At 61.3% G+C, this 25,785-nt stretch carries 28 protein-coding genes; 17 read left to right on the top strand and 11 right to left on the bottom strand.

What is annotated here, in order from left to right; translation table 11 throughout:
* Positions 1–74 precede the first annotated feature (74 nt).
* A complete protein-coding gene (locus tag FHW37_RS09205; RefSeq protein ID WP_145635269.1) occupies positions 75–995 on the top strand; it encodes a LysR family transcriptional regulator in 921 nt (306 codons plus the stop codon).
* Positions 996–1,123: 128 nt separating this feature from the next.
* Positions 1,124–1,873, top strand: a complete 750-nt coding sequence (locus FHW37_RS09200; protein ID WP_145635267.1) for an SDR family NAD(P)-dependent oxidoreductase — start codon at positions 1,124–1,126, stop codon at positions 1,871–1,873.
* Positions 1,874–1,958: 85 nt separating this feature from the next.
* Here the strand turns inward: FHW37_RS09200 and FHW37_RS09195 are convergent, their stop codons facing one another.
* Positions 1,959–2,420 carry a MarR family winged helix-turn-helix transcriptional regulator gene (locus FHW37_RS09195; RefSeq protein ID WP_145635265.1) on the bottom strand — a complete coding sequence of 154 codons (462 nt, stop codon included), beginning with the start codon at positions 2,418–2,420 and terminating at the stop codon, positions 1,959–1,961.
* A 124-nt stretch (positions 2,421–2,544) separates the two neighbouring features.
* Between FHW37_RS09195 and FHW37_RS09190 the strand changes: the two genes are divergently transcribed.
* Entirely contained in the window at positions 2,545–2,922 is a 378-nt protein-coding gene (locus tag FHW37_RS09190; protein WP_145635263.1) for a nuclear transport factor 2 family protein, read from the top strand.
* 82 nt (positions 2,923–3,004) lie between these two features.
* On the opposite strand, the gene FHW37_RS09185 is transcribed toward FHW37_RS09190, so the two are convergent.
* Positions 3,005–5,434 carry a glucose/quinate/shikimate family membrane-bound PQQ-dependent dehydrogenase gene (locus FHW37_RS09185; protein WP_145635261.1) on the bottom strand — a complete coding sequence of 810 codons (2,430 nt, stop codon included), beginning with the start codon at positions 5,432–5,434 and terminating at the stop codon, positions 3,005–3,007.
* A 520-nt stretch (positions 5,435–5,954) separates the two neighbouring features.
* Between FHW37_RS09185 and FHW37_RS09180 the strand changes: the two genes are divergently transcribed.
* From FHW37_RS09180 to FHW37_RS09170, 3 genes are read left to right on the top strand one after another with little or no spacing between them, the layout of a single operon-like run.
* Positions 5,955–6,710 carry a DUF899 domain-containing protein gene (locus FHW37_RS09180; RefSeq protein ID WP_145635259.1) on the top strand — a complete coding sequence of 252 codons (756 nt, stop codon included), beginning with the start codon at positions 5,955–5,957 and terminating at the stop codon, positions 6,708–6,710.
* A gap of 42 nt (positions 6,711–6,752) precedes the next feature.
* Positions 6,753–7,214, top strand: a complete 462-nt coding sequence (locus FHW37_RS09175; RefSeq protein WP_145636029.1) for a DUF1579 domain-containing protein — start codon at positions 6,753–6,755, stop codon at positions 7,212–7,214.
* Between the two features lie 46 nt (positions 7,215–7,260).
* On the top strand, positions 7,261–8,079 hold the full coding sequence (locus FHW37_RS09170) for a VOC family protein (RefSeq protein ID WP_145635256.1): 819 nt from the start codon (positions 7,261–7,263) through the stop codon (positions 8,077–8,079).
* 263 nt (positions 8,080–8,342) lie between these two features.
* On the opposite strand, the gene FHW37_RS09165 is transcribed toward FHW37_RS09170, so the two are convergent.
* On the bottom strand, positions 8,343–9,098 hold the full coding sequence (locus FHW37_RS09165; protein ID WP_145635254.1) for an SDR family oxidoreductase: 756 nt from the start codon (positions 9,096–9,098) through the stop codon (positions 8,343–8,345).
* 119 nt (positions 9,099–9,217) lie between these two features.
* On the opposite strand from FHW37_RS09165, the gene FHW37_RS09160 reads away from it, so the two are divergent.
* On the top strand, positions 9,218–9,637 hold the full coding sequence (locus FHW37_RS09160; protein ID WP_145635252.1) for a winged helix-turn-helix transcriptional regulator: 420 nt from the start codon (positions 9,218–9,220) through the stop codon (positions 9,635–9,637).
* A gap of 21 nt (positions 9,638–9,658) precedes the next feature.
* Here the strand turns inward: FHW37_RS09160 and FHW37_RS09155 are convergent, their stop codons facing one another.
* Complete coding sequence (locus FHW37_RS09155) at positions 9,659–10,393, bottom strand: SDR family oxidoreductase (protein WP_145635250.1); 735 nt, start codon at positions 10,391–10,393, stop codon at positions 9,659–9,661.
* Between the two features lie 124 nt (positions 10,394–10,517).
* Between FHW37_RS09155 and FHW37_RS09150 the strand changes: the two genes are divergently transcribed.
* The 4 genes from FHW37_RS09150 (at position 10,518) to FHW37_RS09135 (ending at position 14,383) form a co-directional block, all read left to right on the top strand.
* Complete coding sequence (locus tag FHW37_RS09150) at positions 10,518–11,429, top strand: LysR family transcriptional regulator (protein ID WP_145635249.1); 912 nt, start codon at positions 10,518–10,520, stop codon at positions 11,427–11,429.
* A 162-nt stretch (positions 11,430–11,591) separates the two neighbouring features.
* Positions 11,592–13,034 (top strand): DHA2 family efflux MFS transporter permease subunit, encoded by a 1,443-nt coding sequence (locus tag FHW37_RS09145; protein WP_145635246.1) that lies wholly within the window; start codon positions 11,592–11,594, stop codon positions 13,032–13,034.
* A gap of 85 nt (positions 13,035–13,119) precedes the next feature.
* Positions 13,120–13,950, top strand: a complete 831-nt coding sequence (locus FHW37_RS09140; RefSeq protein ID WP_145635244.1) for a M10 family metallopeptidase C-terminal domain-containing protein — start codon at positions 13,120–13,122, stop codon at positions 13,948–13,950.
* A gap of 130 nt (positions 13,951–14,080) precedes the next feature.
* Positions 14,081–14,383 carry an alkylphosphonate utilization protein gene (locus FHW37_RS09135; protein ID WP_145635241.1) on the top strand — a complete coding sequence of 101 codons (303 nt, stop codon included), beginning with the start codon at positions 14,081–14,083 and terminating at the stop codon, positions 14,381–14,383.
* 198 nt (positions 14,384–14,581) lie between these two features.
* Here the strand turns inward: FHW37_RS09135 and FHW37_RS09125 are convergent, their stop codons facing one another.
* Positions 14,582–14,980, bottom strand: coding sequence for a c-type cytochrome (locus FHW37_RS09125; RefSeq protein ID WP_145635239.1), 399 nt, complete (start codon positions 14,978–14,980; stop codon positions 14,582–14,584).
* A 28-nt stretch (positions 14,981–15,008) separates the two neighbouring features.
* Complete coding sequence (locus FHW37_RS09120; RefSeq protein WP_145635237.1) at positions 15,009–16,586, bottom strand: helicase HerA-like C-terminal domain-containing protein; 1,578 nt, start codon at positions 16,584–16,586, stop codon at positions 15,009–15,011.
* A gap of 141 nt (positions 16,587–16,727) precedes the next feature.
* Here FHW37_RS09120 and FHW37_RS09115 point away from each other — a divergent pair, with 141 nt between their 5' ends.
* The 4 genes from FHW37_RS09115 to corA all read left to right on the top strand — a co-directional run bounded on the left by FHW37_RS09115 (position 16,728) and on the right by corA (position 20,059).
* Positions 16,728–17,756, top strand: coding sequence for a YihY/virulence factor BrkB family protein (locus FHW37_RS09115; protein WP_145635235.1), 1,029 nt, complete (start codon positions 16,728–16,730; stop codon positions 17,754–17,756).
* A gap of 223 nt (positions 17,757–17,979) precedes the next feature.
* Positions 17,980–18,369 (top strand): hypothetical protein, encoded by a 390-nt coding sequence (locus FHW37_RS09110; protein WP_145635233.1) that lies wholly within the window; start codon positions 17,980–17,982, stop codon positions 18,367–18,369.
* Positions 18,370–18,493: 124 nt separating this feature from the next.
* Positions 18,494–18,775, top strand: a complete 282-nt coding sequence (locus tag FHW37_RS09105; RefSeq protein WP_145635231.1) for an acylphosphatase — start codon at positions 18,494–18,496, stop codon at positions 18,773–18,775.
* A gap of 276 nt (positions 18,776–19,051) precedes the next feature.
* Positions 19,052–20,059: a magnesium/cobalt transporter CorA gene (corA, locus tag FHW37_RS09100; protein ID WP_145635229.1), complete on the top strand. Its 1,008-nt coding sequence runs from the start codon at positions 19,052–19,054 to the stop codon at positions 20,057–20,059.
* A gap of 18 nt (positions 20,060–20,077) precedes the next feature.
* Here the strand turns inward: corA and FHW37_RS09095 are convergent, their stop codons facing one another.
* The gene (locus FHW37_RS09095; RefSeq protein WP_145635226.1) at positions 20,078–20,266 is read right to left on the bottom strand and encodes a hypothetical protein; all 189 of its coding nucleotides are present in this window, start codon (positions 20,264–20,266) and stop codon (positions 20,078–20,080) included.
* A 188-nt stretch (positions 20,267–20,454) separates the two neighbouring features.
* Positions 20,455–21,063, bottom strand: a complete 609-nt coding sequence (locus tag FHW37_RS09090; protein WP_246690711.1) for a DUF308 domain-containing protein — start codon at positions 21,061–21,063, stop codon at positions 20,455–20,457.
* A 131-nt stretch (positions 21,064–21,194) separates the two neighbouring features.
* Here FHW37_RS09090 and FHW37_RS09085 point away from each other — a divergent pair, with 131 nt between their 5' ends.
* Positions 21,195–21,770 carry a TetR/AcrR family transcriptional regulator gene (locus FHW37_RS09085; RefSeq protein ID WP_145635224.1) on the top strand — a complete coding sequence of 192 codons (576 nt, stop codon included), beginning with the start codon at positions 21,195–21,197 and terminating at the stop codon, positions 21,768–21,770.
* A gap of 267 nt (positions 21,771–22,037) precedes the next feature.
* Here the strand turns inward: FHW37_RS09085 and FHW37_RS09080 are convergent, their stop codons facing one another.
* Positions 22,038–23,366 (bottom strand): alpha/beta hydrolase family protein, encoded by a 1,329-nt coding sequence (locus FHW37_RS09080; RefSeq protein WP_145635222.1) that lies wholly within the window; start codon positions 23,364–23,366, stop codon positions 22,038–22,040.
* A 180-nt stretch (positions 23,367–23,546) separates the two neighbouring features.
* Positions 23,547–24,434: a LysR family transcriptional regulator gene (locus FHW37_RS09075; protein ID WP_145635220.1), complete on the bottom strand. Its 888-nt coding sequence runs from the start codon at positions 24,432–24,434 to the stop codon at positions 23,547–23,549.
* 132 nt (positions 24,435–24,566) lie between these two features.
* On the opposite strand from FHW37_RS09075, the gene FHW37_RS33515 reads away from it, so the two are divergent.
* A complete protein-coding gene (locus tag FHW37_RS33515) occupies positions 24,567–24,734 on the top strand; it encodes a hypothetical protein (RefSeq protein WP_186458196.1) in 168 nt (55 codons plus the stop codon).
* Between the two features lie 124 nt (positions 24,735–24,858).
* Here FHW37_RS33515 and FHW37_RS09070 read toward each other — a convergent pair whose 3' ends face one another.
* On the bottom strand, positions 24,859–25,686 hold the full coding sequence (locus tag FHW37_RS09070; protein ID WP_145635218.1) for an aldo/keto reductase: 828 nt from the start codon (positions 25,684–25,686) through the stop codon (positions 24,859–24,861).
* Positions 25,687–25,785 lie beyond the last annotated feature (99 nt).

The following is a 25,785-nucleotide window of genomic DNA, read 5'->3' as shown; positions in this document are numbered from 1 at the left end:
GCGCCTTGCTCACAAAACGCGGTTGAGGTCGGCACAAAAAGCTGGCAACGCTATTCCCGAAGGGAATGGCTATTATGGATCGCTTTTCGTCATTACAGCTCTTTGTCCGCGTCGTGGAAAGCGGCAGTTTTACCCGCGCCGGCCGCGAGCTTGGCCTTGGCCAGCCGGCAGTCAGCAAGCAGATTGCCGCCCTGGAACTGCGCCTCGGATCGCAGCTTCTCAGTCGCACCTCGCGAGGTCTCAATCCCACTGCGGCCGGCCAGGATTTTTATGATTCCGCGATAAAGATCCTCGCCGACCTCGATGAGGCCGAAGGGCGGATCGGTCGAAGCGGCATCACTCCGGCGGGCATCGCGCGTCTGGCAACACCGCCGGCGCTCGGGCGCATGTATATCATTCCAAGACTGCCGGGCTTTTTTGCCCGCTACCCGGATCTTTCGCTGGATATCTCTCTTGCCGAACGCCGTGTCGATCTGGTGCGGGAAGGGCTGGATATGGCGCTCCGGGTCGGGCCTCTCAGCGATTCCGCGCTGATAGCGCGAAAAATCGGCGATCTGCACATGATGGTCGCCGCCACGCCCGCCTATATCGAGCGGCACGGAATGCCTCTGACGCCGGCAGACCTGCGCGACCACAACCTGATCGCCGGCCAGACGCAAGGGGCAACGCAGGCCTGGAAATTCAACAGTCCCGGCGGTCCTTTTCTGGTCGAGCCGGAAGGCAATCTCCGCTCCAATGATGTCGAGGACCAGCGCGCCGCCATCCTTGCCGGTCTCGGCATCGGGTATACCGGGCGGGCCATGCTGGAGGCGGATATCAGGGCCGGAAACGTCGTGCCGCTGCTGGAGGATTTTGCGCCCGATCCGTCGCCCATTCATGTCATTTGCGTCAGCGGCCGGCGCATGCCGGAGCGGTTTCGCGTCGTTGCCGATTTCCTTGCCGATATCTGTGCGGAAGAGCCCGCCCTGCGTTCCGGATCGCGCCCAAAACCATAGGCGCCTTTCACATCCATTCCCTGCCGGAATGGATACTAGTCCGTTGCCCCGCCTACGGCGAGGCCGGAGCGTTGATTAGATCCTGCCCATGGCTGCACTCCCGCAGCACAGGATGGAAGGATAAAATCATGGCAAAACTGGATGGAAAGATCGCCCTCGTCACCGGCGGCAGCCTCGGCATGGGGCTCGCAACCGCAAGGCTGCTGGCCGAAGAGGGCGCCAGGGTCATCATCACCGGCCGCGATCAGGTATCGCTCGATGCCGCCGTCGCGGCAATCGGCCCGGATATCGACGCGGTCCGCAGCGACATTTCGAAATTTTCGGACCTCGAGGCGCTGAGAGCGCATATCGAGCAGCGCTACGGCCGTCTCGATATCCTGTTTGCCAATGCGGGCGGTGCAAGGCCCCTGTCTTTCGAAGAGGTGAGTGAGGAGGATTTCGATTTCACGGTCGGCATCAATTTCAAGGGCACGTTCTTCAGCGTCCAGAAGCTCATTCCGCTGATGACGGCCGGTGGCTCGATCATTCTCAATACCTCGATCCAGGGTGTGCGCGGCACGGCCGGCTTTTCCGTCTATTCCGCGACGAAGGCAGCGCTCCGTTCTCTGGCGCGCTCGCTGACCGCCGAATACGGTCCGAAGGGCATTCGCATCAACGCGCTGGCGCCGGGTTACATCGATACCGGCGTCATGCAGCGGACCGGGTTTAGCGACGCGATGATCGCCGAAATGACCAGTCAGGCGACCGCCCATACGCCACTCGGCCGGATGGGGACGAGCGAAGAGATTGCTAAATCGGTGCTTTTCCTCGCTTCCGATGACAGCGAGTTCATCACCGGTGTCGAACTGACGGTGGATGGCGGCTGGGCGCAGGTTTAAGCTGCCTGACATCACCGGAGCCGCTTTGCCAAGCGGCTCCCATTCACGCGAGAAACGGGCGAAAAGTGACGACCCGCAACGTGGGTCACGGATGCTGCGGCCCCGTCTCGGTACCGGCGATCCGGTCCAGATTGTCGATCACGCGTTGCAGGAACTGGACGAACTGTGCCGCCTCTTCATCCGAAAATCCGTCCAGCGCCTCGCGATTGCCCTGAAACAGGGTCGTTATCGCTTCAGGCATCTTTTCCCGCGCGGCTGCAGTCAGTTCCACCCTGCTGCTGCGGCCATCGGCCGGGTCCGGTGTCCGGCTGATCAGCCCATCCCGCTCCATGCGCGACAGCATCTGCGCCATTGGCGGCTGTTCCACCTTTGCGAAACGGGCGAGATCACGCTGCGTGCTCGCCTTTCCTTCACCAAGCGCCACCAGCACCGGCAACTGGCCAACGCCGAAACCGAGCGGTTTCAGCCGCGCCTCGCTCAGCCGCGCGAAGCCGCGTGCAGCCAGGCTGATCAGATGCCCCGGTGTCGACAGCACGTCTTCTTTCATCGGATCGGTCCTTGTTTTCGCCGTTGACGCCTAGATATATACGTACATATATATTTACATGAAACGCCGATCAAGCTCGGCTTGCCGGCTTGAAGACGTTCGAAAACGATATCGAGGAAATCTCATGTCCGAAAACCAGATTCAGCTGATCAACCATCTCTACGAGCGTTTTAATGCGCGGGATATCGACGGCGTGCTTGCCGCGCTGTCCGATGACGTCGCCTGGGCCAATGGCATGGAAGGCGGCCATGTTCATGGGCTGGACGCCATTCGGGATTACTGGACGCGGCAATGGGCGCTCGTCAGCCCGCATGTCGAGCCGGTCGCGTTCAAGCCGGAGGAGGGCGGGGTGCTTGCCGTGGAAGTGATCCAGAAGCTTTTCGATCTGGACGGCAATCCGCTCGGAGGGGAGGTGCAGGGCCTGAAGGACAAGACCGTTTTCCATGTCTTCACGATCAGAAGCGGCAAGGTCGCCCGCTTCGATATCCGCGAAACCGATTGAGCCGGCTGCTCTTCTGGTCCCCCAGAAACGAAAATGCCCGGCTCATCACCGGGCATTTCCTTGTTCTCTCAGTCTTGGCCGGTCACTTCGGCAGTGCGTAGGCGATCACATAGTCGCCGCGGTCGGGCGAGTTGCGGCCGCCGCCGGCGGAGATGACGACATACTGTTTGCCTGATTTCGGCGACTTGTAGGTCATCGGGCCGCCCTGGCTGCCGACCGGCATGCGGGCTTTCCAGACTTCCTTGCCGGTCGATGAATCGAAGGCGCGCAGGTAATAGTCCTGGGTGCCGGCGATGAAGACGAGGCCGCCCTGGGTGGCGAGCGTGCCGCCGAGCGTCGGCATGCCGATCGGCATCTGCATGCCCATCTTGATGCCGAGCGGACCGGTATCCTGGACGGTACCGACCGGAACCTGCCATTTGATCTTCTGCGTCTTCATGTCGATCGCAGTCATCGTACCGAAAGGCGGCTTCTGGCAGGGAATGCCGAGTGCCGACAGGAAGCGGTTCTTGTCGACCGCATAGGGCGTGCCCTTCATCGGAACGATGCCCATGCCGGTATTGACCGATTCGCCACCCGAAGCGACCTTGTCGCTCGGTGCGGCCGGGATCATCCGGCTCCACAGGCCAAGGCGCATGTCGTTGACGAAGATCGTGTTGGTCACCGGGTCGGTGGAAAGACCGCCCCAGTTCATGCCGCCGAGCGAACCTGGATAGGCAAGCGACAGCGTCGTGTCCGGCACGGTGTAGAGGCCGTCATAACGCATGCCCTTGAAGGCGATGCGGCACAGAAGCTGGTCGAACGGGGTGGCACCCCACATGTCGCTTTCGGTCAGCGTTTCAGCGCCGATCTGCGGCATGCCGACAGATTTTGGCTGGGTCGGGGAATAAGGCTCGTTCGGAATATTGCCCGGCTTGACCGGAACTTCTTCCACCTTGGTCAGCGACTGGCCGGTGGCGCGGTCAAGCACCCAGATCTGGCCGGCCTTGGTGCCGAAGACGAGCGCCGGAACGGTCGTTCCATCGGCCTTCGGGAAGTCGATGAACGACGGCTGCATCGGCACGTCGAAATCCCAGAGGTCGTTATGGACGGTCTGGTAGACCCACTTCTCATTGCCGGTCGAAGCGTCCAGCGCCAGCATGGAAGCGCCGTATTTGTGCTCCAGCGGGGTGCGCGGCACGCCGTAGATATCCACGGACGGGCTGCCCATCGGAATGAAGACGGTGTTGGAGGCCGCGTCATAAGACATGCCGGCCCAGTTGTTCGGCGTCGAACGGGCATAGGTTTTGCCGTCAGCCGGTTCGCTGTGATCGGTCGGGTTGCCCGGATCGAAAGCCCAGCGGAACTTGCCGGTAATCACGTCGAAGCCGCGCATGACGCCGCCCGGCATGTCGGTCTGGACGTTGTCGGCAACGCGGCCGCCGACGATGACGGTGGTGCCTGCAACGGTCGGCGGGGCGGTCAGAACATATTGCGGATCGGGCGCATTGCCCATGCCGGCCTTCAGGTCGACGCGGCCATTCACGCCGAAATCCGGGCAGAAGGCGCCGGTATCGGCATCGAGCGCGATCAGCTGTGCGGTGATCGTGTTCATCAGGATGCGGCGCTGGCAAAGCGCACCTTCGGCAACGGTGGCCGGCAGCACCGGCGTCGAGCCGTCGGCCGTCGGCTGCACGATCGGCTGGGTCGCATCGAAATAGGCAAGACCGCGGCAACGCATCCAGACGGACGACTTTGCGTTGATCTCGTTCTTCCAGATTTCCTTGCCGGTATCGGCATCGATGGCGATGACATTGTTATGCGGCGTGCACAGGAACACGCGGTCGCCGACCTGCAGCGGCGTTTCCTGGTCTTCTGCGCCATTGGCGCCGGGGCTGATCGGCGTATCGCCGGTATGGTAGGTCCAGGCGACCGTCAGATCCTTGACATTGTCGCGGGTGATCTGGTCGAGCGCGGCAAAACGCGAGCCGCCGGTCGTATTGCCATAGGCTGCCCAGTTCTTCTGTTCCTTGGCCGGATCGACCGGCGTCAGGGCTTCCGGTGTGCCGGAAAAGGCAACGGTCGGATGCGGCACGAACATGCCGGCAAAAGCTGCGGCAGAGGCGATGGCCAGCACGGCAGCGAGAATGAAAGACGGAACAGTGGCCGGGCTGCGGCCGGCGGCCTTGCGCAGAAGCGGGAAAGTCAGCGCGATCACGGTTGCGCCGACGCCGAAGGCGAGCAGGCGCGAAATCAGCGGCCAGAAATCGAAACCGGCATCAGCAACGGCCCAGATGGCGGTGCCGATGGTGACGAGACCGAAAAGAAGCGCGCCGGACGGCTTGCGCAGAATGACGAGCAGGCCGGAAATGACGATGCCGATACCGGCAATCAGGAAGTAGAGGCTGCCGCCGAGCATGGCGAGCTTGCCCCCGCCAATGGCGAAGAAGAGGCCTGCGAGAATGAGTACGGCGCCCAGGAGGATCAGCCATAGTCTGGCGATCAGGGGGAGCGCCCCTTTTGTGTCGGTCATTTGTGGTTTCCAGTTCCTTTGAGAGTGTCGACTGAAGGACAGTGGAGAACCGTTGGTCTGTAGCAGGTCTTGTTGGACAACATCGCGCAGGGGCCTCGTCATTCAGCCGAGCAGACACCGAACCGAGAACAATGGATTGTCTTATCGGGAGTGTCTTTCGGGCATTGTCGGAAATCCAGCGCAACGCCCTCCCATGCGTTGTGGGATCGCAGGTATTACCCTGCGGATCGGGTTATAAATCCATGAAATGAAATTTTTCAAGTTCTAAAATTATAAACATATCGTTTGATGATCAACGAAATGTCAGATGACAAATGACCGCAGCGACAAAAATTCTTGTGGCATGTGTCGGATGACGCTCTCCCCGCACGTCTTCAACTTGAGGGCCGCCGTTTTTCGCAGCGGCGCGGGCTTTTGTGAAAAGCCCAAACAGGCCCGAAAGGCAGGCCGACCGCAGATTTGACAGCCTGCCATGATTGTATTGGTATGAACGCAATCTATCGAGGAAGAGGAGACCGAGATGGACATCACCACGACACCGAAGAACAAGGTCGTCAGCCAGGAGGAATGGCTGGAGGCACGTCGCCGGCTGCTTCTACTGGAAAAGGAAGAGACTCATTTACGCGACAGGGTGCGCGCCGAAAGACAGGCGTTGCCCTGGGTCAAGGTCGACAAGCACTATGTCTTCGACACGCCACAGGGCAAAAAGCGGCTGGCCGATCTGTTCGAGGGCCGCAGCCAGCTGCTCGTCTACCATTTCATGCTCGGGCCGGATTGGGATGCGGGCTGCGTCGGCTGCTCCTTCCTGTCCGACCATGTCGACGGCGCCCTGCCGCATCTCAACAATCACGACGTCACCTGGGTCGCCGTTTCCCGCGCGCCGCTCGACAAGATCGAGGCCTATAGGAAGCGTATGGGCTGGAAATTCCCCTGGGTGTCTTCGAACGGCAGCGATTTCAACTTCGATTATCACGTCTCGTTTGCGCCGGAAGATCTGTCGGGCGAGACGATCCGCTACAATTTCACCGACATCCCGCGCGCCCAGGGCCATGACGAACTGCCCGGCCTTTCCGCCTTCTACAAGGACGCGGACGGTCAGGTATTTCACACCTATTCGAGTTATGCGCGCGGGCCGGAGGAGCTGATCGGCACGCTGATGATTCTCGATCGCGCGCCGCTTGGCCGCAACGAGGATCAGACGATGCATTTCGTCAAACGGCATGACGAATACGCGCCGAAGCCGGCCGAGAGCGGTGGTTCATCCTGCTGCCATTGAGACGGCCTAAAATTGTAACGGATTAGGGAGGAAGACATGACGATGGTCATGGCGAAACCGCGTGCCGAGCATGGTTTTCTGGAAAAGCTGGTCGGGCGCTGGGATGTAACGTCGGAAATGAGCGACAAGCCCTGGGTTGAAACCGTCCGCTCGCTCTCCGGCATCTGGTTTATTGCCGAGGGCAGCGGCGACATGCCGGGCGGCGAAGGCCCGGCAACGACCATGCTGACGCTTGGTTTCGATGCGGCCAGGGGCCGATATGTCGGTACCTGGCTGGGTTCGATGATGGACAATCTCTGGGTCTATGACGGCGAGGTCGAGCCGGACGGCAAGACGCTCAGCCTCTATACCACCGGCCCGTCCATGGAAGGCGAGGGCATGGCGGATTATCGCGAGCAGATCCGTTTCCTCAGCGACGACCACCGCACCTTCACGTCGGGCGCAAAACAGCCGGACGGCAGCTGGAAACAGTTCATGGAAGCGCATTACCACCGCAAGGCATGAAACCGAGGGTCGATAGGGCCCGGTCAACCGACGAGAGGAAATGATGATGGATCAGACATCGCAGACCCACTCCGCCATCCGCTCCGACACCCATGGCAAGTTCATCTGGTGCGAGCTGATGACGACCGACACCGATGCCGGCGGCCGCTTTTATGCCGAGGTCGTCGGCTGGAAAGTGCGCGAAATGCAGATGCCGGGCATGTCCTATTACCTGTTCGGCATGGGCGAGGGCGACAATTGCCCCGGCGTCGGCGGCATGATGAATTTTCCGCCGGAACTCGAAGGCAAGATCCCGCCGAACTGGACCGGTTATGTCGCCGTCGATGATGTCGATGCGACCGCGCGCCAGTTTTCAGAGCTCGGCGGGCGTATCCAGCGCGAGCCGGAGGATATTCCCGAGATTGGCCGTTTTGCCGTCGTCGCCGATCCGCATGGCGCCGTCATCTGCATCATGACCCCGATCCCGCCAAAGGATCCGCCGCCGGAACTTGCGCCAAATGCGGCGGGCAATGTCGGCTGGCACGAGCTTTATGCCGGCGATGGCGAAGAGGCGTTTTCCTTCTATGAAACGGTTTTCGGCTGGACCCTGTCGCGCGCTGTCGACATGGGCCCGATGGGCACCTACCGCGTCTTCGCCCATGCCGGCCAGGACATCGGCGGCATGATGACGAGACCGCCGGGCGTTCCCGTCGCCTGCTGGGTCTATTATTTCAACATCGACGCGATCGACGCCGCCGTTGGCCGCATCGAAGCGGCAGGCGGCAAGGTGGCAAACGGCCCGATGGAAGTCCCCGGCGGCAGTTTTGTCGTTCAGGCGACGGATCCGCAGGGGGCGTTCTTTTGTCTGGTGGCGCCGAAAAGGTAGATTTGTGCGCACTCGCCTTGATGATGGGGCGAGAGCATCTTTTAGGGGCAGGGCTGTCGCATATGGCCAAGACCCTCTCTGGCCTGCCGGCCATCTCCCCCACAAGGGGGGAGAAGACTTGCGGCACTCTCCTGCCTCGAATTGAGCCTCGGCGGATCGACTGGGTTAAGCCCTCCCCCTTGTGGGGAGGGTGGGGAGGGGCCTTCGCTCCATATGCGGTGCCCGCTCAATGGGGTATCGTTCTAAGGTTCGGTGGCCTCTTCTCAATGCCGCGAATTCACGCCCGCAAACATCGCATCGAAATTGCCGCTCTCGGCCGCAAAGCGCAGCGGTTTGCAGCGTTCGACGATGACTTCCTTCGCATCCGGATTGTCGGTCAGGATCTGCATCACTTCCGAGATGAAGTCGGTCAGTGGCATGGCGTTCGGGTCGCTCGCCTGATGTTCGCCCATCAGCTCCGTCTGCACGTAAGGCGGGGCGATCTCGACGACCTTGACCGACGTGCCCTTCAGCTGTTCGCGGATCGCCATCGAATAGGAATGGATGCCCGCCTTCGTGGCCGAATAGGTCGGCGTCAGCACGAAGGGAATGAAGGCAAGTCCGGAGGAGACGTTGACGACCGAGGCATCGCCTTGCGTCTTCAGATGCGGCAGGAGCGCTGCCGTCAGCCGGATCGGCCCGAGAAGATTGGTGGCGATCGTCGCTTCCGCGGTTTCCAGATAATCCGGCGCGTCGCCGATCGTCTCGGCCACCATGATCCCGGCATTGTGGATGACGATGTTGAGCGCCGGATGGGTTTTGGTGATCTCGGCCGCAAAACCCTTGATCGCCTCGGCATCGTTGATGTCGAGCACCATGGCCTGCATGCCGGGATTGGCGGCGGTCACCGTATCGAGCGCCGATTTGCGGCGGCCGGTGATGATGACGCTGTTGCCGAGCGCATGAAACGCTTCGGCAAGTGCGCGGCCGATGCCGGAGCCGCCGCCAGTGATCAGGATCGTGTTTCCGTTCATTTTCATGGGATATCGCCTTTGCTGTTTGCGCTGCGTTCGATTGCGCTGCGAGGGATTTAGGCCTATCGGTCTTTATCGGTAAGAAGGCACCCGAAAGATTTATACACACCAAAAGGAGAGTGACTGTGGATCAAGGCGTTCGCGCTCCAAGACTGTCCGCATCCGGCCGGGAAATCCCCGACGAGATCGACCCGGCGCTGGAGGAACTGGTGCGCGGCATTATCGGCCAGGTGGCGGATAAATGGACCATGCTGATCCTCGAAGTCTTGGATGAACACGGGGTGATGCGGTTTACCGAGATCGGCCGTCAGGTCGGCGGCATCAGCCAGAAGATGCTGACCCAGACATTGCGGCAGATGGAGCGCGACGGTTTTGTCACCCGCACCGTCTATCCGGTCATCCCGCCCAAGGTCGAATATAGCCTGACGGAACTGGGCCTCAGCCTCGGCGCCGCCTTTTGCGGCGTCTGGGAATGGGCCGCCGCCCGCCATCAAGATATCGAGGCGGCGCGCCAAAAGTTCGAAGAGCGGCAGGCCGGAGCCTGACGCCCGTTTTTCACCAATGTCTTAGTTCATGCCGCCATTGGCATACAGCACCTGGCCGTTGATCCAGGTATTGCGACCGGCGAGGAAGGAGATGACCTCGGCAATGTCTTCCGGCGTGCCGAGCCGTTCCATCGGGTTGAGCTTGGCCATCTGAGCGATCAGCGCATCGTCCTTGCCCTTGAGGAAAAGGTCGGTCGCGGTCGGGCCGGGGGCGACGGTGTTGACGGTGATCCGGCGGCCGCGCAGCTCGCGGGCCAGAATCATGCCGATCGCCTCGACGGCGCCCTTGCTGGCCGCATAGGCGGCGTAACCGGGGATTGCCTGTTTCTCCACCGAGGTCGACAGATTGACGATCGCCCCGCCATGCCGCACCCGCCGCGCCGCCTGCTGGTTGACGACGAACGTGCCGCGAATATTGATCCGGTGCATGCGGTCGAGATCCTCGAGCTTCAGCTCGGCGATCGGCGACAGGACCATGATGCCGGCCGAATTGACGACCACGTCGATGCCGCCGAATTCCGCTTCTGCCGCATCGAACATGGCAGCCACCGCCACCTCGTCGGCGACATCCGCCTTGAAGGCGATGGCCTTTCCGCCGGCCCACTTGATCGCGGTCACGGTCTCTTCCGCCGCTGCTGCATCGCCCGAATAATTGACGACGACCGAAAACCCGTCCTTGGCGAGCCGTTCGGCCACGGCCTTGCCGATGCCGCGCGACGATCCGGTAACGATGGCTGTCTTGCCTGCTGTGCTCATGATCTTTCTCCACAAATGGCCGGCTTCGAGAACAACGCCGGTCCGATGGAGATGGTTTACACCCGCCGCGAGATTGCGCATAATACATAGATGTCGTCATTAAAATGACTGAAAGTATGTCTTGATGTCCTTCGACAGCCGCCTCCTGAACGGCATCGGCGTCCTCTCCGCCGTCATCGATACCGGTAGCTTTTCCCGCGCCGGAGAGGCGCTCGGCCTGACCCAATCGGCCGTCAGCCGCGCCGTGTCACGGCTGGAAAGCCGTGTCGGCCTGCGCATCTTTCACCGTAGCGCCCGCTCGATCACGCTGACCGACGAGGGACGACGTTTTTATGAGTCGGTCGCCCCGCATCTGGAAGGCATCGAGGAGGCGGCCATCCGCGCCGGTGGCTCGACCGTCGCTGTGCGCGGCCGGCTGAGGGTCACGGCAGACGGCGCCATCGGCCATCATTTCCTGCCGCCGCGTCTCGCAGCCTTCCTTGCCCGCCACCCGGATCTGCATCTCGATCTTGCGGTCCGCGACAGGGTGGGGGACCTGACGGCGGAAGGATTTGACGTCGCCGTGCATTTCGGCGAGCCGGAACCTTCGGCGCTGGCCTGCCGTCTCCTCTTCGAGACCCGCGTCACCACCTGCGCCTCGCCGGCCTATGTCGAACGCTACGGCCTGCCGCAACATCCGTCCGATCTGGAAGCGGAGCATCAATGCGTGCTCCTGCGCAACCCGGCAACCGGCCGGCATTACGACTGGGAGTTTTCACGCGGGGAAGAGGCGGTTCCGGTCAAGGTCCGGGGCCAGATGATGGTCAACGACACCGGCGGCCTGATCGGCGCCTGCCTCGGCGGTCAGGGGATAGCCCAGCTTCTCGGCGTCTACGCCCGCGATTTCCTCGCCGATGGCCGCCTCGTCCCTATCCTGCCGGACTGGGCTGACGAAACCTTTCCGCTTTACGTTTATTATCATGCGCAGACCCTGATGCCGGCAAAGGTCAGGGCGTTTCTGGATTTCCTTGGCGAATTGGCGGAAGATCAGCTCTAGCCATGCCGCCATTGCAGATCTGCCAGGCGTCACGCCTGCGTGAGCGGGAGGGTCGCTTCTGTTGCAATGCAGCATGATCGGTGGTTAAAGGGCCTCGCCGACCGCCGCCATCGCGACAGCCTGCTTTTCCCTGTCCCATTTCGCCCGGCATAGACCTCTGACATGACCACCGTCGAACATACACCCGTTTACGCGGTCGAGCGCGATCCGAAACTTCGCATCATCATTCCCTGCGTCGTCGCGATCGCCTTCCTGATGGAACAGCTGGATTCGACGATCATCGTCACTGCCATTCCGGACATTTCCAAAAGCCTTGATACCACGCCGCTCCGGATGAACCTTGCGATCACGGCCTATGTGCTGATGCAGGCCATGTTCATTCCCGTCAGCGGCTGGTTCGCCGATCGGTTCGGCGCCAAGAAGGTGTTTGCCGCAGCCCTCTTTATCTTCACCATCAGCTCCGTTCTCTGCGGCCTGGCAACCAGCCTGCCGATGCTGATCGCGGTGAGGGCGCTGCAGGGCCTTGGCGGCGCGATGATGACGCCGGTCGGGCGGCTTGCCATGATCCGCAGCTTTCCGCGCAGCCAGTTGATGAAGGCGATGACCTATATGACGCTGCCGGCGGTCGTCGGCCCGCTGATCGGCCCGCTTCTCGGCGGCCTGCTCACCACCTATGCCGACTGGCGCTGGATTTTCTGGGTCAACGTGCCCTTCGGCCTGATCGGCGTTCTGGTTGCCCTGCGTTATATCGACGATACCCGTGCTGATACCAAGGCGCGTTTCGATTTCCCCGGCTTCCTGATGGTCGGCTTCGGCTGTCTTTTCCTGCAATACGGCATCGAGAATGTCGGCCACCCGGCCATCCCCGTGCCGGCCATCATTGCCGTTCTGGCACTCGGCGCCGGCCTGCTGGCGATGTTCTATTCTTATGCGAAGACGGCCCGCGAGCCGGCCGTCGATCTCACCTTGTTCCGCACTCGTACCTTCATGGTTGGTACGCTGTATGGCGGCCTCTGTCGTATCGGCCTCAACGGCGTGCCTTTCCTGATGCCGCTGATGCTGCAGGTCGGTTTCGGCATGAGCCCGGTCTCGGCCGGCCTGATCACGTCTGCCAGCGCGCTGAGCATTCTCGCCAACCGGCCGTTTCTGCCCTTCCTCCTGCGCCGCTTCGGTTTCCGCACGCTGCTGAATGTCAGCGCGATTGCGGGGTCGCTGCTGCTTGCCGGTTTCGCGTTCCTTGATCCCGCAACGCCACACTGGTTCCTGGCAATCTATGCCTTCCTCGTCGGCACGACCCGTTCGGTGCAGTTTCTGGGCTCGAACATGCTCTCCTATTCGGATGTGCCGGCGGAAAAGCTCAGCCGCGCCACCAGCCTGTTCGGCGTGCTGCAGCAGCTTTCGGTGTCCTTCGGCGTCTCGGTCGCCGCCATGCTGCTCGGCCTCGTCATGCTCGACGGCGCCGGCCTGACGGCGGAAACATTCCGCACCGTCTTCCTCATCTCCGCCATCCTGCCGCTTCTTGCGCTACCGGGTTTTCTGGCCCTCCGCCGCGAGGATGGCGCGGCGGTCAGCGGCTACAAGATGCGTCTGGAAGAAGCCGAATAATCCGACCGAATTCCCTGCAAAGCATTCTTGATGCGGCAGCATCCTTCGACTAATTTTCGATCAACTGATCGAGGAGAGGGTGGTCGTGGCAGTAGAACCGGTTCATTATACCTATTACCGTTCGTCCGTTCCCGAAAATGTGCCAAAGGGCACCGTGATTGCGGAACTGGCTCTCGCGGAACCCCAGGATGGTGACGTCACCTATACGATTGCCGCAGGCTTCTATACCTGGCTCGAAAACGAAATCCCCACCGATGCGTTCAAGCTGGTCGGCAACAAGATCGTCACCAACAAGGCGCTCGATTACGAATATCTGCAAGACAACGAGCTTCATATCGAAATCAAGATCCGGGCCTATGTCGATGGCGAATGGGTCAAGAGCGAGTCCGGATTTGGTGAAAACATCCTGACCCTGAAGGTCACGGATGTGATGGAAATCATCAAGGGCACCTCGAAGGCCGACGTCATCAAGGGAGCCGGCGGCAGCGACAAGATCATCGCCGGCGCCGGAGACGACAAGCTTTACGGTTACGACGGCAATGACGTCCTGTATGGCGGCCTCGGCAAGGATACGCTTTATGGCGGCGACGGAGCCGATACCTTCCTCTACAAGTCGATCAAGGAAAGCACGGTGAAGGCGCCGGATACGATTGCCGACTGGGATCATGCCAAGGGCAATCCGATGCGCGACGTGATCGATCTGCAGGCGATCGATGCCAATACGAAGCTTTCCGGTCATCAGGATTTCGACTGGATCGGCGCAAAGAAGTTCAGCGGCCATGCCGGCGAACTGCGCTATGAAAAACTCAAGCACGACACCTATGTCTATGCCGATGTGAATGGCGACGGAAAAGCCGATTTCGCTATCCATTTCAACAAGTCGATCAAGATCTACATGGACGACTTCCTGCTCTGACGTCCCTTCTGGCTGTGACAAACCGCCACCGCTACGGCGCTTTGTGCGCGCCGGTTCTTGCGGGTGTGATCCTTCATGCTGTAAGCGCCGATCCGACACATGCTTGCATTTTTTTGAAGGATAGACGCCGATGGCAGCCGATGACGACGATTACGTATACGACGAAGCAACCGGCGAATGGCGCCCGGCATCGGAACTGGCCGCTGAAGCTGCCGCCGCAAACCAGGTGCTCGATGCCGCCGGCAACGTCCTGAAGGACGGCGATTCCGTCACCCTGATCAAGGACCTGAAGGTCAAGGGCGCCGGCCAGACGCTTAAACAGGGCACGGTCATCAAGTCGATCCGCCTCACCGACAACCCGGAAGAAATCGACTGCCGCCACGACGCCATCAAGGGTCTGGTTTTGCGGACGGAGTTCGTGCGCAAGCGGTAAAGGAACGGTGGGTGTAGTTTGCCCCTCATCCGGCTGCCGCCACCTTCTCCCCGCATGCGGGGAGAAGGGAGCAAGTCGCCAGGTTCAATCCACCTTTCAACATCACACGGGGCACGTCCCCTCTCCCCGTCAGAACGGGGAGAGGGTTAGGGTGAGGGGCAAACCCTTGCGTGCCGTGAGGAAAAGAGGTCTGCCCTCTCACGGATTGCTCTTCAGATATTCGATGACGTCATCGATATCGGCCTGTTTCGACAGCCCGAAAAAGCTCATCCGCGTTCCCGGCATCGCCTTGCGGGGGCTGGCAAGGAAGGCGCCGAGCGTTGCGTCGTCCCAGACCGTTCCGCCGGTGCCGGCGTCGGTCAGTGCCTTCGAATATTTGTAATCCGCCACCGCGCCCGCATGCCGGCCGACAACGCCCTTGAGCGACGGGCCGACCTTGTTGGTCGCCGTATCGGCCGAATGGCAGGCGCTGCATTGCCGGAAAACCTGCTGGCCGTGGGCGGCATCGGCGGCCTGGGTAAGGGTCGCCGTGCCAAGACAGAGGGTCCCATAAACGACCGCTGCCATCAGCGGCCGAAAGATCATTTCATATGCCATGCTGTATCCGATCGCGGCAGGCCTCGGCCTACCGCTTCAGGCTCCCCAGAATGCCGCGCACCAGCGCCTGACCGACCTGCGTCGCAACGGTGCGGGCCACGCTCTTCATCGCCGCTTCGACGATCGTCTCGCGCTGGTAGCCGGAGCGGCCGGTGGAGCGTCCATTGCCCTTGCGGTCGTCATCGTCATTCGTGCCGAAGCCGGGCAGCGTCCAGCCGCCGATCGTCGGGCCGGAAGCCTGCGGCTGGGCCGGGTCGAGCTCGTCCTTGGCCTGCTTCTGGGCTGCGGCATCCGACACCTGCTTGGCCTTGGCGGCGAGCATTTCAAACGCGCTTTCGCGGTCGATATCCTCGTCATAGACGCCGAGCACCGGGCTCTTGTCCATGACTGTCTGGCGCTCCGCATCGGTGAGCGGCCCGATCCGCGCCGCTGGCGGGCGGATCAGCGTACGTTCGACCATGGAGGGCACACCCTTGGCTTCCAGCGTCGAGACCAGCGCTTCGCCGGTGCCGAGCTGGGTGATCGCGGTCGCGCAATCGAAATCCGGATTGGGGCGGAACGTATCGGCCGCCGTCTTCACCGCCTTCTGCTCACGCGGCGTGTAGGCGCGCAGCGCGTGCTGCACGCGGTTGCCGAGCTGGGCCAGCACGGTTTCCGGCACATCGAGCGGGTTCTGGGTGACGAAATAGACGCCGACGCCCTTTGAACGGATCAGCCGCACCACCTGTTCGATGCGCTCGAGCAGAACTTTTGGCGCATCGTCGAACAGGAGATGGGCCTCGTCGAAGAAGAAGACGAGTTTCGGCTTTTCCGGATCGCCCACTTCCGGCAGTTCCTCGAACAGTTCCGAAAGCAGCCAGAGCAGGAATGTGCCGTAAAGGCGCGGGTTCATCATCAGTTTGTCGGCGGCGAGGACGGAAATCTGGCCGTAGCCCGAATTCGGGTTCACCCGCATGATATCGGTGATCTTCAGCGCCGGTTCGCCAAAGAAGTGTTCGGCACCCTGCTGTTCCAGAACCAGCATGGCGCGCTGGATCGAGCCGACCGAAGCCTTGGAAATCAGCCCGAATTCCTTGGAAAGCTCCGAGGCATTGTCGGCCATGTAATTCAGAAGTGCTGTAAAATCCTTGAGGTCGAGCAGCGGCAGGCCGGCCTTGTCGGCGAGCTTGAAGGCGATGTTGATCACGCCTTCCTGCGGCTCCGACGCATCCATCAGCCGGGCGAGCAGGAGCGGGCCCATTTCGGCGATCGTGGTGCGCACACGATGGCCCTTTTCACCGAACAGATCCCAGAAGATCACCGGAAACTGTTCGAATTCGTAATCCTGCAGCCCGATCTCTTCGGCGCGTTTCAGCAAAAAGTCCTTTTCCACGCCCTTGGCCGCGACGCCGGAAAGGTCACCCTTGATATCGGCCGCGAAGACCGGCACGCCGGCCCGCGAAAAACCTTCCGCCAGAACCTGTAGCGTCACCGTTTTGCCAGTGCCGGTGGCACCGGTGACGAGCCCGTGGCGGTTGCCGAACTTCAGGTCGAGATATTCGGCCTTGTTGAGCGTGTCGTCAGGCTTGCGGCTGCCGCCAACGAAGATTTTTCCGGTCTCGTCCATGCAACTATGCACTCCCTCGGCGCGTTGTTTTGAAAAGCTTTATAGGATGAGCTGAACAACCCGGCAACGGCTGTGCGATGTCGCAGGCAAGGTTTAGGCCGCATACTGCTGACGCGGTTCGACGAGAGGGAAGGGGCGGCCATGGCCATCGATCATATGAGCAACGCCTATTCCGCAGATCTCGGTGCCGCAGACATTCATGCCAAGGATATTCATGCGAAGGACAGGGGCCGCGAAGCGACCGGCCCGGAAGAAATCCCCGCCCGTGGCCTGAAGGACGTCTTCTGGCGCGTCTTTGCCGCGCTCACCGAAGACCGCATCACCCTGATCGCCGCCGGCGTCACCTATTACCTGCTTCTCGCCCTGTTTCCCGCCGCAAGCGCGCTCGTTTCGATCTACGGTTTCGTCTCCGATCCCGCCGCGATCGTCGATCGGATCTCTTTCCTCAGCACGGTCATGCCCGCAGATGGCCTGAAAATCTTCCTCGATCAGGTCGCAGCCCTTGCCTCCGAACGCGGCTCCACTCTTTCCATCGGCCTGATCGGCGGTCTCGCGCTGGCGCTGTGGAGCGCCAACAATGGCATGAAGGCGCTGTTCGAGGCGATGAACGTCGCTTATGCCGAGCAGGAAAAGCGCAGCATCATTCGCCTCAATCTGATTTCGCTCGTCTTCACGCTCGGCGCCCTGTTCCTCGCTATCGTCATTCTCGTCGCCATGGGCATCGTGCCGGCCGTGCTTTCCTATCTCTGGCTCGACCGCTGGGCAGAACTGATCATCCGCATCGCCCGCTGGCCGATCATGATGCTCTTTGTCGCCGGCGGCATCATGGCGCTCTATCGATTTGGCCCGAGCCGCGAGCCGGCAAAACTGCGCTGGCTCACCTGGGGCGCCGGTTTTGCCACCATATTCTGGTTCGCCGCCTCGCTCGGCGTTTCCTTCTATCTCTCCAACATCGCCAATTATAACGCCACCTATGGCACGCTCGGCGCGCTGATCGGCTTTATGGTCTGGACCTGGATTTCCGTCATCATCGTGATCGCCGGCGCCGAGATCAATGCCGAACTGGAGCACCAGACGGCCATCGATTCCACCACCGGCCGGCCGCAGCCGATGGGAGAGCGAGGCGCCTACATGGCCGATACGGTCGGAGAAGCTTCCGACCAGGCTTGAGGCCTCTTGTGCCACAGCCCTGTTGTCAAAGATGTGATAGAGAAAGCCGCAGCCTGCGGCCTCCTGTAGCAGCCTGATCGTGTCCGTCGCGCCGGGCAGTGGTTGAAGCGGCGCATCGATCATGCCAACTGTGAGCGACTGTTGGCATTCGCCAAAACTGGCTGTATGACCGACATGCGATATTACCTTGACGTGAACGTCAAAACCCCGAGGAGAGAGATTGATGAACGAACTGGTTTCCCGCGTCTCCGAAAGCGTCGGCATTTCGCCGGATCTCGCCGAAAAGGCGATCGGCATGATGCTCGGCTTCTTGCAGCGCGAAGCGGATGACGGCGCGGTCGCCCAGATGATCGAGGCCATACCGGGTGCGACCGAACTGGTCGCCCGTTTTAACGGCGAAGGTTCCGGCGGCGGTGGCCTGCTCGGCGGCCTGATGGCAAGCTTCGGCGGCGGCGTCATGGCGCTCGGCCAGCAGCTGATGAGCCAGGGTCTTGGCATGGGCGAAATCACCTCGCTTGCCAAGGAAACCATGGCCGTTGCCCGCGAACATGCCGGCGATGAGATCGTCGACAAGGTGATCGGCTCGGTGCCGGGCTTGAGCCAGTTCGTCTGATCGGCTGATCGAAAACCTTTCGAGCCGCTGGCGTCCCGAGGCCGGCGGCTTTTTCGTTCGAGGATATGGCTTTGCCGGCCCGGCCGTTTCATGATCGGCAGCAGGACCGCCGCGGGAGACAATCATGGTCGAATTTGCAACTACCAAGGTAAGGGTGACGGGCAGGGTGCAGGGCGTCGGTTTTCGCGCCTGGACCGAACGCGAGGCGCGGCGGCTTGGTCTCACAGGCTGGGTGCGGAACGAGCCGGATGGCGCCGTCACCGCCTTTCTCGCCGGCCGGCCTGAAGCGGTCGCCACGATGCTGGAACGTCTCCATCGTGGCCCGCTGGGCGCTTCGGTTGCAGATGTCACGATGCTGCCGTCGGATGGAGAGGCAATTCCATCAGACTTTCGAGTCACGCGCTGATCCGGCCTGCGGAAACTGATCACTGCCAAGCCTCACTGCGCTTCGCCGCCTAGGTATTTTCCCCACCCCATACCCCATTGACTTTCCATCGAAACAGGCCCATTTCACGCGCAAAGCGGAGGCCCGACCGGACCCCGCTCTTTCAAAGGACAACCGAGATGAACCCCGACAGTCGAAGTTCGACGTCAATACATAGACCTGTTTCTTCGGGGCTCTGATCCGTTCTCTCTTTCGGATACGCGCTCCGGGGACCCGATGGTCCGAAAAGGAGCCGTCATGCTGCGTATCCATGCCTATGACCTTGACCGCCTTGTTTCCGCATCGCCCGATGATCGGGTTGTGGCGGAGCCCGCCGAAGCCGCACCCGCCGTTGTCTGGTACGACCTGATCAACCCGACTGCCGAGGAAGAGCGGCAGGTCGGGGAATGCCTTGGCATTACCGTCCCCACCATGGACGAGATGGAAGATATCGAACTTTCCGCCCGCCTCTATCAGGAGGATGGCGCCGAGTTCATGACCATGACCGTGCTGATCCGGCCGGATTCCGGCACGCCGCACAAGGTGCCGGTCACCTTCATCGTCAAGGGTTCGGTGCTCGTCACGGTCCGCCATTCCGAGCCCCGCCCGTTCGACGCTTTCATGGCTCGTGCCCGCAAGGCAAATGGCACCGGCCTGCATTCGGCAACCGGCGAGCTGATCATGACCGGCCTGATCGAAGCGATCATCGACCGCATGGCCGATACGCTGGAACGGCTCGGCAATGATATCGACCAGATCTCCCGCGATGTCTTCGAGGCCAAGGCCGACAAGGCCAACAAGAAGACGCGCGACCTGCAGGAACTGATGCGGGCGATCGGCCAGAAGGGCGAGTTCATCACCGTCACCCGCGAAAGCCTCGTCAGCGTCTCGCGCGTCGTCGCTTATTACGCGGCGCTCGATGGCGTCGACCGCAAGCTGCCGAAGGAAATGCGCCAGCGCCTGAAGCTGTTGCAGCGGGACGCGACCTCGCTGGGTGACCACTCGGCCTTCATGTCGGGAAAGATCAACTTCCTGCTCGATGCGACGCTCGGCCTGATCAATCTGGAGCAGAACCAGATCATCAAGATCTTCTCCGTTGCCTCGGTCGTTTTCCTGCCGCCGACCCTGGTCGCCTCGGTCTACGGCATGAACTTCGCCTACCAGCCGGAACTGCAATGGCATTACGGCTACCATCTCGCCATCGTCCTGATGGTGACCTCGATGGTTCTGCCTTATGTCTATTTCAAGCGAAAAGGCTGGCTGTAAGCCAGGTCGTCGCCTCTCTTAGCCCGGTACCCGCGAAAGCTCGCGCACGAGGCTGACATAGTGCGCGACGACCTTTTCATTCGCCTCGATCAGGTCGGCATTGCTGGCGATATCGGTCCAGAAACCGGTTTCGTGCAGCCAGTCAATGTCCTCCTTGAGGCGTGCGACGGTCTCTTCGTGGCGCTTTATCCTGTTTTCCGGCAGCATGCTGGTCTCCTGTTTGTGAGGCAGGATCTAAGGCGTCAATGCTGTCAAACAAGCGCAGAAGGATGGATTAGACGCGATCGTGATGAGGTTTGAGGATAATCGCAGGCCTTGAGGGAAAACCGGCGCGACCCTTGCCGCGCCGGTTCTCACGCGCCTCTATCCTGTGTGGGGCTCCACCTGAGGGCGGCTCAGGCCGAGCGGCGGGCGCGGTAGGCGGAGATCGACAGGCTGATCGCCGAGACGAGGAAATAGAAGGCGCCGAAGGCTGCATAAGGCGCGATATCGACAATCGAGGGCACCGTATCGCCCGTTGCCTTGACGATGAAATGCGCGCCCGCGAGCGAGGACTGCGCGCCGCTCAAAATCATCGCCCATTGCGCGCCGGCAATCTTCCAGCGGCGTACGCCGGTCGCAAGCTGCAGAAGGCCGGAAAAGATCGCCCAGGCGCCGAACACGGCCAGCACCGCATTCATGCCGTAACCGAGCCCGATCGCCACTGCAGCCGCCGTCAGCGTGCTGACGAAGACGTTGAGCGTCTGGGTCGGGTTTTTCCCGAGCCCGCCATTGCGGCGCGCATCGACAAGGTTCGCGGCCGCATCCCAGAGCGGGTAACCGACGAGAAGCACTGCGGTAACGGGGCCGAAATTCGAGCCGGTGGCAAAGGCGGCCGCGACCCAGGCGACCGAAAAGGCGCCGCGGGTAAAATAATAGGAACGCAGCCAGCTGCCGGCATTGTTGCCCGCATTCTTAGCCGTGCTGCTGCCGGTCGAGGTTGTGGATTGGCTGGTCATGATCATCTCCTAAGGTGTCAACCTACTAGTAGGTAGATTTCCAGAATGACGCAATCCGCTGCGGTGTCTAGACCAGTCACTTTAAGTTCAAACAGTCCTGACTTGACGCCCTACCAATTGGTTGGTAGGCGTGCGCGATGGACCAGATTTCGACCTCAGCCGCTGTCCTCGCCTCCGCCCGCAGCTTTCTTGTCGCGGGGGGCTATAACGGCTTCAGTTATGCCGACATTGCCGGCGTCGTCGGCATCCGCAAGGCAAGCATCCACCATCATTTTGCCAGCAAGGCCGATCTCGTGCATGCGGTGGTCGAGGGCTATCGACGAGAGGCAACCGAGGGGCTGGCGACGCTCGACCGCGCCGTTACCGACCCGTCCGCAAAACTCGCCGCCTTCATCGGTTACTGGCGCGCCTGCATCACCGATGCGACGGCACCCTTTTGCGTCTGCGCCATGCTGGCCGGCGAAATGACCATGCTGCCGGCACCGGTGGCAGAGGGCGTGCGCGCCCATTTTTCCACGCTGGCCGGCTGGCTGACCGAGGTGATGCAGGCTGGCGAGGCGGAGGGAAGGTTGACGCTGATCGCGTCACCGCGTGCCGAGGCTGAGGCTTTCATGGCGATCGTGCATGGCGCGATGCTGTCGGCGAGGGCTTATGGCGATCCGGGGATTTTTTCGGTGATTACAGATCCGCTTTTGGCGCGGTTGCGGGGGTGATCGCGGCTTAGCTTCTATGGGCGATGGGCATGCGGTTTGCCGATCTCCCCCCTTGTGGGGGAGATGCCCGGCAGGGCAGAGGGGGGTATCCCCACGCTCCCGTTTCACCTCGAATTTGCGGAACCGTTGCTCACCCCCCTCTGTCACTTCGTGACATCTCCCCCACAAGGGGGGAGATCATCGGGAGCTCTGCATCGATGCCCAATCCCACATGCAATAACTCCGCCTCTCATGGGGCGGATAGCAGCTAGGCCAGAGCCCACCGCCTCATTCCTTCTCCAACTGCGGCTCGAAATCCTGCAGAAACCGGCAAGGCTCCTTGTAAACCTTGCTCTTCTCCTCACATCTCGCCGCCACCGTCTGCCGCGTCGGCTTCTCGCCCTTTTCGATCCAGTCGACCATCTGCGAAAACAGCGCCGCATATTGCGGTGTCGAAAGTTTCGAATGCTCGGCCTCGTCGGTAAAGTTCTGCACGAGCAGGTCGCTGTTTCCCGCCTTTTCCACGACATCGCGATAATGCGCCTCGAGCGGCACGAACGCCGTCGGGTCGTTTTTCGCGTGCATGGTGATCGTCGGCAGCACGATCTCGCCGGTCAGGTCCGCATCATAGGCGAGCAGGCGCACGGCTTCAGGGTCGGCGGTAAAACGTTCGACGCCCTTGTTCAGCGCAGCATCGTCATCCGAGCCGGCATAGACGGTTTTGGAATTGTCGAACGGGTTCTTGCCGCCGAGCCGCTTCCAGACCATGTCGTGGAACAGGCCGGTGGCCCAGGAAAGATGCGCCACAAGCGTCTTCTCCGGCACATGCGTCACGGCCAGGATGTTTTGCAAATTCTTCGCCTGTTCGGGCGTGCGCTTGTCCTTCGGCTCGGAAATGCCGGTGCATTCGTTGACGCGCGCCTCAAGCTCCTCGCGCTTCATCTTGCCGTCCTTCGGCAGCCCCTGCCAGACGGGATATTGCACCTCGTCGGCGCGCGGATGGTTCTTGCAGTAATATTGATAGACGGCCCGCAAATCCGCGCGGAACGTGTAGGAATAAGTGCCGCCGCCAAGCACGCCGCTGGTCAGCACGACACCGTCATAGTTCTTATGCCCGTCCGGATCGATCGCATAAAGTTCGGCCGTTTTCGCCGCCACATTGCCGCCCCAGGATTGGCCGTGCAGCAGAACCAGTTTCGGCTTGCCGAGAAAACCTTCCGCGATTTTTCGGACATTGTCGGTATCGGCCGCCGCCATCCGCACGCCATAACCGGGCCTGCGATAGTTCGAGCCGACCCAGGCATAACCTTCATCGACAGTGACGGCGAACCGCTCCAGATCCTCGACCGGATCATCCGGCTTCGGTTTCGCCGTACGCGGGCCGCCATGCGAATGCACGACCAGAATGCCGTTCCAGTTCTTCGGGCGCGCCATCCAGTAATAGGCACCGTTCTCGTCCTGGCCGGCAAAGCAGTCGGCATCCTTCGGCAGTGCCGCCGGGCATTCCGCCTTTTTCGGCCCCGCCGCTTTTTCGTCGGCGGCGGCTGCGGAAAACGGTGCCGCGGGCAAAAAGGCGGCAAAAACGACCGCCGAAACAAGCATCGATCTGAAATACATCAACAATTCCTCCATTCCTGCCTCTGCATCTCGAAAGGCGGATCTATGGCACGGAGAGAAGGAAACAACCGATCGCGGCAGGGAGATGGCCGGCAACCGGTTTTTGCTGGGGGTTATGGGTCGGATCATGCCCAAATGCGGAAAGAGGTGGGTGGGTTTCCACCCCAGGCCGCCGAGACGTTAATCCCGCTCTTTGGAAAGATAGTCGACCAGCGCCCTTGCATGGACCGGGAGCGCCGCAAAGCTGCGGGCGCAGACGAGAAGATGCCGCACCGCCCATGTATCGGTGATCGCCACGACTCGAAAGGACATTTCCGCCTGATAACGCCGGGCATAGATTTCCGGCACGATGGCAAGCCCAATGCCGCTGCTGACCATGGCGCAGATATCCTCAAAGCTGTCCAGCCGGATGCGCAGCTTGAACGGCCGCCCCTCCCGCGCCGCATGAATGGCAAGATGCCCCTGCAATGCGCTTTCCGCCGGAAGGCCGATGAAGGGTTCATCCAGAACGTCGGCAAAGGCAACGGATTCGAGATCGCAGAGCGGATGATCGGCCGGCGTGATCAGCACCAGCCGGTCGGCCTCGAATGGTTTGGTTTCCAGCGTCCCCGTATCGGTCGTATCGGCGGCAATGCCAAGATCCGCATGCCCGCCGGCGACGGCCGCGACCACATCGGGGCTCTGCCGCTCCACGAGGTCTATGTCGATCGTGGGATGTGCCGCGAGAAACCGGCGAAGAACATCGGGAAGATGTGCCATCGCCGCACGGCCGGAAAAGAAGCGGATCTTGCCGCGCAGGCCACGGGCATAAAGCTGAAGGTCGCCGCGCATCTGTTCCATCTGGCCAAGCACGATGCGGGCGTGATGGGCAAGAGATTCCCCGGCGGCCGTCGCCTTGATCCCGCGTGGGCGCCGGTCGAGCAGCGAAACGCCACTCATCTCCTCCATGCCGCGAATGCGGGCGCTCGCCGATGGCAAAGCCATGCCGGCCCGTTCCGCGCCCTGGGTAATGCTTTCCGCCTCGACCACATGCAGAAACAGGCGAAGGTCCGTCAGGTCAAAACGCATGGATGCCTCCTCCTCGATGCCTCTCTTGAACCCTTCGGATTATCCGAAGGGTTCCCTTGTATCTTCCGCATTGTGCAAAGTCGCCTGTCTGCGATCCTTGGCGACATGATTTTCACCGCCGGGGATCGCTCCATGGATGCTTCAGAAACCCTTCTCCACGCCTTCATTTTCAGGCTCTCGCTGCTCGTTTTGGCCGTCTTCATTGCACGGACGGTGCCGGATCACAGGCCGCAGACGGACAATCTCGCGCAGGTCTCAACCAGTTATCAGTCCGCGCAACTGAACGCCACCGCCCCCTAAAATCCTGCTGGAGCCTTCGGATTGCCGGCAAGGCTAAGCAAACCTCTCTGCCGTCATCAAACGAAAAAGGCTCCGGAGATAACCTCCCCGGAGCCTTCCTTATAAACCAGAATCAACGTCCTGCTTACTTGTCCCAGTCCGGTGCCAAATGGCCCGGGCTGACGATGCGGCCATTCGGACGGGCCAGCTTGTGCACGGCCTGCATTTCCTCTTCCGACAGCGCGAAGTCGAAAACTTCAAAATTTTCCGGCAGGCGGCTTTCGGTGGCGGTCTTGGAAAGAGCGATCACGTCCTTCTGCTGTACGGCCCAGCGCAGCACGACCTGGGCGGCGGTCTTGCCATGCTTGGCGCCGATATCCTTCAAAACCTCGTCCTTCGGCACGGCGCCGTCGGCCATCAGGTAATAGGCGGTTACCGACATGCCGGTCTTGGCGGCCTCGGCCAGAACCTTGGTCTGGTCGAGATAGGGATGGTATTCGACCTGGTTGTTGACGATCGGTGCATCCGACAGCTTTACCGCCTCGGCCATCAGCGCAGTCGAGAAATTGGAAACGCCGATATTCTTGACCTTGCCGGCCTTGCGCAGGTCGTTGAGCGCGCCGATCCGGTCAGCGAGCGGCATTTCGCTCTGCGGCCAGTGGAGAAGCAGAAGGTCGACATAATCGGTCTTCAGCTTTGCCAGGCTCTCGTCGACGGAGGCGATGAAGGCGTCATGGCCAACGCGGTCGACCCAGACTTTCGTGGTCAGAAAAATGTCCTGGCGCGGAATGCCCGAGCTTTTCAGCACGTCACCGACGGCCTGTTCGTTCTTGTAGATCTGCGCCGTATCGACATGCCGGAAGCCAATCTTCAGTGCGGCCGGCAGGATGCGATGGACATCGGCATCCGGCATGCGGAACGTGCCGAAACCGAGGGCGGGAATGTTGGCGCCAAGGGCGCTGACGTCGTGCATGGTAACTCCTGTGGACGGATTGCCCGGCGGCGCCGGGCAGGGAGGGGGCGGGCCTTCCATAATTCGTGGAGTGGCCCGCAGACTGTAATGGGGCTCCCA

Origin of the sequence: Neorhizobium alkalisoli (assembly GCF_007829835.1) — a bacterium.
In the GTDB taxonomy this organism is placed as follows: domain Bacteria; phylum Pseudomonadota; class Alphaproteobacteria; order Rhizobiales; family Rhizobiaceae; genus Neorhizobium.
Note: the sequence above shows the minus strand (reverse complement) of the source record. Positions and strands in the feature narration are given on the sequence as shown.

Bases quoted from the DNA above. Each gene is read 5' to 3' on its own strand.
- FHW37_RS09170 (WP_145635256.1), top strand. From the start codon at position 7,261: ATGGATCAGACATCGCAGACCCACTCCGCCATCCGCTCCGACACCCAT.
- FHW37_RS09110 (WP_145635233.1), top strand. From the start codon at position 17,980: ATGAACGAACTGGTTTCCCGCGTCTCCGAAAGCGTCGGCATTTCGCCG.
- FHW37_RS09080 (WP_145635222.1), bottom strand. From the start codon at position 23,366: ATGTATTTCAGATCGATGCTTGTTTCGGCGGTCGTTTTTGCCGCCTTT.
- FHW37_RS09070 (WP_145635218.1), bottom strand. From the start codon at position 25,686: ATGCACGACGTCAGCGCCCTTGGCGCCAACATTCCCGCCCTCGGTTTC.
- FHW37_RS09165 (WP_145635254.1), bottom strand. From the start codon at position 9,098: ATGAAAATGAACGGAAACACGATCCTGATCACTGGCGGCGGCTCCGGC.
- FHW37_RS09195 (WP_145635265.1), bottom strand. From the start codon at position 2,420: ATGAAAGAAGACGTGCTGTCGACACCGGGGCATCTGATCAGCCTGGCT.
- FHW37_RS09105 (WP_145635231.1), top strand. From the start codon at position 18,494: ATGGTCGAATTTGCAACTACCAAGGTAAGGGTGACGGGCAGGGTGCAG.
- FHW37_RS09155 (WP_145635250.1), bottom strand. From the start codon at position 10,393: ATGAGCACAGCAGGCAAGACAGCCATCGTTACCGGATCGTCGCGCGGC.
- FHW37_RS09115 (WP_145635235.1), top strand. From the start codon at position 16,728: ATGGCCATCGATCATATGAGCAACGCCTATTCCGCAGATCTCGGTGCC.
- FHW37_RS09180 (WP_145635259.1), top strand. From the start codon at position 5,955: ATGGACATCACCACGACACCGAAGAACAAGGTCGTCAGCCAGGAGGAA.
- FHW37_RS33515 (WP_186458196.1), top strand. From the start codon at position 24,567: ATGGATGCTTCAGAAACCCTTCTCCACGCCTTCATTTTCAGGCTCTCG.
- corA (WP_145635229.1), top strand. From the start codon at position 19,052: ATGCTGCGTATCCATGCCTATGACCTTGACCGCCTTGTTTCCGCATCG.
- FHW37_RS09145 (WP_145635246.1), top strand. From the start codon at position 11,592: ATGACCACCGTCGAACATACACCCGTTTACGCGGTCGAGCGCGATCCG.
- FHW37_RS09200 (WP_145635267.1), top strand. From the start codon at position 1,124: ATGGCAAAACTGGATGGAAAGATCGCCCTCGTCACCGGCGGCAGCCTC.
- FHW37_RS09205 (WP_145635269.1), top strand. From the start codon at position 75: ATGGATCGCTTTTCGTCATTACAGCTCTTTGTCCGCGTCGTGGAAAGC.
- FHW37_RS09085 (WP_145635224.1), top strand. From the start codon at position 21,195: ATGGACCAGATTTCGACCTCAGCCGCTGTCCTCGCCTCCGCCCGCAGC.
- FHW37_RS09125 (WP_145635239.1), bottom strand. From the start codon at position 14,980: ATGGCATATGAAATGATCTTTCGGCCGCTGATGGCAGCGGTCGTTTAT.
- FHW37_RS09135 (WP_145635241.1), top strand. From the start codon at position 14,081: ATGGCAGCCGATGACGACGATTACGTATACGACGAAGCAACCGGCGAA.
- FHW37_RS09150 (WP_145635249.1), top strand. From the start codon at position 10,518: ATGTCCTTCGACAGCCGCCTCCTGAACGGCATCGGCGTCCTCTCCGCC.
- FHW37_RS09075 (WP_145635220.1), bottom strand. From the start codon at position 24,434: ATGCGTTTTGACCTGACGGACCTTCGCCTGTTTCTGCATGTGGTCGAG.
- FHW37_RS09095 (WP_145635226.1), bottom strand. From the start codon at position 20,266: ATGCTGCCGGAAAACAGGATAAAGCGCCACGAAGAGACCGTCGCACGC.
- FHW37_RS09175 (WP_145636029.1), top strand. From the start codon at position 6,753: ATGGTCATGGCGAAACCGCGTGCCGAGCATGGTTTTCTGGAAAAGCTG.
- FHW37_RS09190 (WP_145635263.1), top strand. From the start codon at position 2,545: ATGTCCGAAAACCAGATTCAGCTGATCAACCATCTCTACGAGCGTTTT.
- FHW37_RS09120 (WP_145635237.1), bottom strand. From the start codon at position 16,586: ATGGACGAGACCGGAAAAATCTTCGTTGGCGGCAGCCGCAAGCCTGAC.
- FHW37_RS09090 (WP_246690711.1), bottom strand. From the start codon at position 21,063: ATGATCATGACCAGCCAATCCACAACCTCGACCGGCAGCAGCACGGCT.
- FHW37_RS09185 (WP_145635261.1), bottom strand. From the start codon at position 5,434: ATGACCGACACAAAAGGGGCGCTCCCCCTGATCGCCAGACTATGGCTG.